Genomic DNA, 4,883 nt, shown 5'->3' with positions numbered 1-4,883 from the left:
AGGCGCAGATAGAGGATCGAGCAGAAGAGGAGGATCACGAAGGCGACGGTGGTCAGCGCGGAGGCGTAGCCGAAGTCATGGCCGTTGATCCCGGTGTTGGCGACGTACAGCGGAAGGGTGGTGGTCTGCCCGGCCGGTCCGCCGCCGGTGAGGGTGTAGAGCAGATCGACGTTGTTGAACTCCCAGACGCCGCGCAGCAGCGTGGAGAGGATGATCGCGTCCTTCAGGTGCGGCAGGGTGATGTGGAGGAACCGCCGCGCCCGGCCCGCGCCGTCGACCGAGGCCGCCTCGTAGAGATCCCTGGGGATGGACTGGAGGTCGGCGAGGAGCAGGATCGCGAAGAACGGGACGCCGCGCCAGAGTTCGGCGACGACGGCGGCCCAGAAGACGGTTCCGGTGTCCGAGAGCACCGAGGTGCCGTAGGTGCCGAGCCCCGCGTCCGCGAGATAGCGGCTGATGCCGGTCGAGGGGTTGTAGAGCAGCATCCAGATGGTGGTGGTCAGCACCCCGGACACGGCCCAGGGCGAGAAGACCAGGGCGCGGGCGAGGCCGCGGCCGAGGAAGGTCTGGTTCACCAGCAGGGCGAGCGCGAGGCCGAGCAGGAGTTGCAGCAGCACCTCGGTGACGACCCATTTGCCGCTGAAGACGAGCGTGTCCCAGAACTGCGGGTCGTCGGTGAAGATCCGGGTGAAGTTGTCCAGGCCCGCGTAGCCGTTCCGCCAGGGCTTGGTGACGTTGTAGTTCCGCAGGCTGTAGTAGAGGACGCTGAGCATCGGATAGGCGATGAAGCCCAGCATCAGCAGCCCGGCGGGGGCGATCAGCAGATACGGGAGGCGGCGGGCCGGTCCTCCCGTACGGCGCCGGGTGACCCGGGGTGGTTTCGCCACGGCGTGGGCCATGACTGCTTCTCCGTTCTCAGAGGTGCGGGGTCTGGTGAAGCGCTTCCGTGAAGCGCTTACCGAATGTTGTTCGGTATCTCGTGCAAAAAAATTTCGCTCAGCCCGCGTAGGGTTCGGGCACCGCCCCGGGGCGGGCCAGGAAGCGGAAGTCGCAGCCGGTGTCGGCCTGGGTCATCTGCTCCTGGTAGAGCGCGCCGTAGCCGCGCTCGTAGCGGGGCGGCGGGGCCGTCCACCGCGCCCGGCGCCGTGCCAGCTCGGCGTCGTCCACCTCCAGCCGCAGCACCCGCGCCGCGACGTCGAGGGTGATCGGATCGCCGTCACGGACGAGCGCGAGCGGGCCGCCGACATACGACTCGGGCGCGATGTGCAGCACACAGGCCCCGTAACTGGTGCCGCTCATCCGGGCGTCGGAGATCCGCACCATGTCCCGCACCCCCTGCTTCAGCAGATGGTCGGGGATCGGCAGCATCCCGTACTCGGGCATTCCGGGGCCGCCGAGCGGCCCGGCGTTGCGCAGCACCAGCACACTGTCCTCGGTGATGCCGAGACCGGGGTCGTTGATGGTGGCCTGCATCGTCCTGTAGTCGTCGAAGACCACGGCCGGGCCGGTGTGTTTCAGCAGCCGGGACTCGGCCGCGATGTGCTTGATGACGGCGCCGTCGGGGCACAGATTGCCGCGCAGCACCGCCACTCCGCCCTCCTCGGCCAGCGGGCGGTCGCGGGGCCGGATCACCTCGGGGTTGTGCACCAGGGCGCCGTCGAGCTGTTCGCGCAGTGTGGGGTGGGCGACGGTGGGGCGGTCCAGGTGCAGGACGTCCGTCAGCCGGGAGAGGAAGCCCGGGAGCCCGCCCGCGAAGTGGAAGTCCTCCATCAAGTACCGGCCGCCGGGCCGCAGATCGGCCAGCACGGGGACGGTACGGGCGATCCGGTCGAAGTCGTCAAGGGTGAGCCGCACCCCGGACCGGCCCGCCATGGCGATCAGATGGATCACCGCGTTGGTGGAGCCGCCGAGGGCGAGCACGGTCGCGACCGCGTCCTCGTACGCCTCCCGGGTGAGGAGCTCCGAGAGCCTCAGGTCCTGCCAGGCCAGCTCGACCACGCGTAACCCGGAGGCGGCGGCCATCCGGTCGTGCCCGGAGTCCACGGCCGGGATGGACGAGGCCCCGGGCACGGTCACGCCCAGCGCCTCGGCGGCGGCCGTCAGCGTGGAGGCGGTGCCCATCGTCATGCAGTGACCGGGCGAACGGGCCAGCCCCCGCTCCAGCTCGGAGATCTCGCAGTCGCCGATCAGCCCGGCCCGCTTGTCGTCCCAGTACTTCCACATGTCGGTGCCCGAGCCCAGCACCTCGTCGCGCCAGTGCCCCGGCAGCATCGGCCCGGCCGGGACGAAGACCGCCGGGAGGTCGGCGCTGGCCGCGCCCATCAGCAGCGCCGGGGTGGACTTGTCGCAGCCGCCCAGCAGCACGGCGCCGTCGACCGGGTACGAACGCAGCAGTTCCTCGGTCTCCATGGCGAGGAGGTTTCGGTAGAGCATGGGGGTGGGCTTCTGGAAGGTCTCGGAGAGCGTGGAGACCGGGAACTCCAGCGGGAAGCCGCCCGCCTGCCAGACCCCGCGCTTGACCGCCTGGGCGCGGTCGCGCAGGTGCACATGGCAGGGGTTGATATCGCTCCAGGTGTTGAGGATCGCGATGACCGGCTTGCCCAGGTGCTCCTCGGGGAGATAGCCGAGCTGGCGGGTGCGGGCCCGGTGGCTGAAGGAGCGCAGGCCGTCGGTGCCGTACCACTGGTGGCTGCGCAGCTCGTCGGGGCGCTTGCGCGTTCTCCGTCGCGCACTCATACCGACCACCCCTCGACGATCGCGGCGACTTCCGCGCGCCTCGGCTCGGGCAGCGGCTTGCTCGGGGCGCGGACGTCGCGCCGGCACAGGCCCATCGCGGCAAGCGCTTCCTTGACCACCGTGACGTTGTTGGCGGACTGCCGCTCGGCCCTGAGGTCCTCGAACCGCCGGATCTGCTCCCACACCTTCATCGCGCCCGGATAGTCCCCCGCGCGCAGCGCGCCCAGCATGTTGAGCGAGACGTTGGGGGCCACGTTGACCAGGCCCGAGGTGAAGCCGGTGGCGCCGACCGCCCAGTACGAGGGCGCGTACAGCTCGGCGAGCCCGGCCACCCAGACGAACCGGTCCAGCCCGGCGTCACGCGCCACGGCGGCGAAGCGGGTGGCGTCGTGGACCGCGTACTTGACCCCGATGACATTGGGGCACTCCTCGCCGAGCCGGGCGATCGCCGCGCCCTCGATGAGCGGATTGCGCAGATACGGCACCACGCCCAGCTCGGGGACGGCCTCGGCGATGGCGCGGTGGTAGTCGATCCAGCCGTCCTGGGCGACGTACGGATGCACCGGCTGATGGACCATCACCATGCCGGCCCCGGCGGCGCGGGCGTGACGGGCGGCCTCGACCGCGGTGGCCGCGTCATGGCCGACGCCGACGAGGACGGCGGCCCGCCCGGCGGCCTCCTCGACGGTCAGCTCGGTGACCAGCCGCCGCTCTTCGAGGGTGAGGGCGTAGAACTCCCCGGTGTTGCCGTTCGGGGTGACGGCCTTGACCCCGCCGTCGAGGAGCCGACGGAGCAGGGCCCGGTAGGCGGCGCGGTCCACGGCGCCCTCCGCGTCGTACGGGGTCACCGGGATCGCCACGACGTCCGCGAGCGCCGTCCTCAGCGGTGAGTAGTCCATACGAACCCTTTCTCTCGATGGTCGGCATCGGGACGAGCTGTTCGGATGGTGCTGAGTGCTGGGGTCGGCGGCCGGGGCAGCCGGGTGCTACTCCCCGTCCGGGAAGGCGCGCCGGACGAAGGAGGCGATGTGCTCGTGCAGTGCGCGGGCCGCGCCGTCGGCGTCGCCGTCGAGCGCGCGGGCGAGGATCTCCCGGTGCTCACGGGCCTCCTGCTCCCAGGAGGGCACCGCCTGCCAGGCGATGGCGGACACCAGCGCGGCCTGGTCGCGCAGTTCGTCGAGCATCCGGGTCAGCAGGGGGTTGCCGCAGGGCAGATAGAGCGCCCGGTGGAAGTCGCGGTTGGCGAGCGACCGCCCGGCCGGATCGGCGGCCGCGTCCGACCGCTCCAGCGCGGCCCCCGCGGCCTCCAGCCCGGCCCGCGCGGCCTCCAGCCCGGCCCGCGCGGCCACGGTCCGGCGCAGCGCCTCGGGCTCCAGAAGCAGCCGCACATCGTAGACGGCGTGCGCCATCGCGGTGTCCACGGTCCTGACCGTGGCCCCCTTGTACTCGCTCATCACCACGAGCCCCCGCCCCGCGAGCGTCTTGAGCGCCTCCCGCACAGGCGTCTTGGACACCCCGAACTGCGCGGCCAGCTCGGCCTCCACCAATGCCTGCCCGGGCCGCAACCCGCCAGTGAGAATCGCGTGCTTGACCGCCTCCAGCACGTACTGGGTGCGGGAGGGGATCGGGCTCGGGGCGATGTCCATGGATGCTCTCAGATCTCACATATCGCGTCTCATATATGACATACGAAGTACGACGCGATGAAATTAGGGCGCCCCCAGGGGTTCGTCAACGGTTCTGACAAAACTCGCGCATGACGGTCAATCGCTCGCCCACGGCCCCTCCGCGCGCCTCCGCTGCCAATAGCGTGGCCCGGATGAGGGTGGGATCCGCGGCCACGCGGCTGATCGTGCTGCGCGGCAACTCCGCGTCCGGCAAGTCCTCCGTCGCCGCCGGGCTGCGCGCCCGCCACGGACGCGGCCTGGCGCTGGTGGCCCAGGACAATCTGCGCCGGGTCGTCCCGGTCGCCGAGACGCTGCGGCGGCACGCCACGAAGCCGCAGGCGGACGAGTACGGCGAGCGGGAGATGCGCGAGTGGTACCGGCCGCTGGACCTGCTGCCGGGTGGGGTCGAGACCGTGGTCCCGGCGACGAGCGCGCTGGAGGAGACGGTGGAGCGGGTGATGCGGGACGCGGGGTGGGCGG

At 71.3% G+C, this 4,883-nt stretch carries 5 protein-coding genes; 1 reads left to right on the top strand and 4 read right to left on the bottom strand.

Annotation, left to right across the window (positions count from 1 at the left end; all coding sequences use genetic code 11):
- The 4 genes from GWI24_RS40345 to GWI24_RS40330 all read right to left on the bottom strand — a co-directional run.
- The coding region (locus GWI24_RS40345) for a carbohydrate ABC transporter permease (protein ID WP_210950993.1) at positions 1-899 on the bottom strand (899 nt) is incomplete at its 3' end.
- 97 nt (positions 900-996) lie between these two features.
- Positions 997-2,736: an L-arabinonate dehydratase gene (gene araD / locus GWI24_RS40340; protein WP_210950992.1), complete on the bottom strand. Its 1,740-nt coding sequence runs from the start codon at positions 2,734-2,736 to the stop codon at positions 997-999.
- Complete coding sequence (locus tag GWI24_RS40335; protein ID WP_210950991.1) at positions 2,733-3,635, bottom strand: dihydrodipicolinate synthase family protein; 903 nt, start codon at positions 3,633-3,635, stop codon at positions 2,733-2,735. Before GWI24_RS40335 ends, araD begins: the two co-directional genes overlap by 4 nt.
- Before the next feature lie 87 nt (positions 3,636-3,722).
- A complete protein-coding gene (locus GWI24_RS40330; protein WP_210950990.1) occupies positions 3,723-4,382 on the bottom strand; it encodes a GntR family transcriptional regulator in 660 nt (219 codons plus the stop codon).
- Between the two features lie 173 nt (positions 4,383-4,555).
- Between GWI24_RS40330 and GWI24_RS40325 the strand changes: the two genes are divergently transcribed.
- A partial coding sequence (locus GWI24_RS40325) for a zeta toxin family protein (protein WP_210950989.1) occupies positions 4,556-4,883 on the top strand: 328 nt, incomplete at its 3' end.

Source organism: Streptomyces sp. MK37H, from assembly GCF_018035285.1.
Lineage (GTDB): Bacteria > Actinomycetota > Actinomycetes > Streptomycetales > Streptomycetaceae > Streptomyces > Streptomyces endocoffeicus.
The sequence above is the reverse complement of the archived record's forward strand: the minus strand, read 5'-3'. Positions and strand labels throughout refer to the sequence as shown.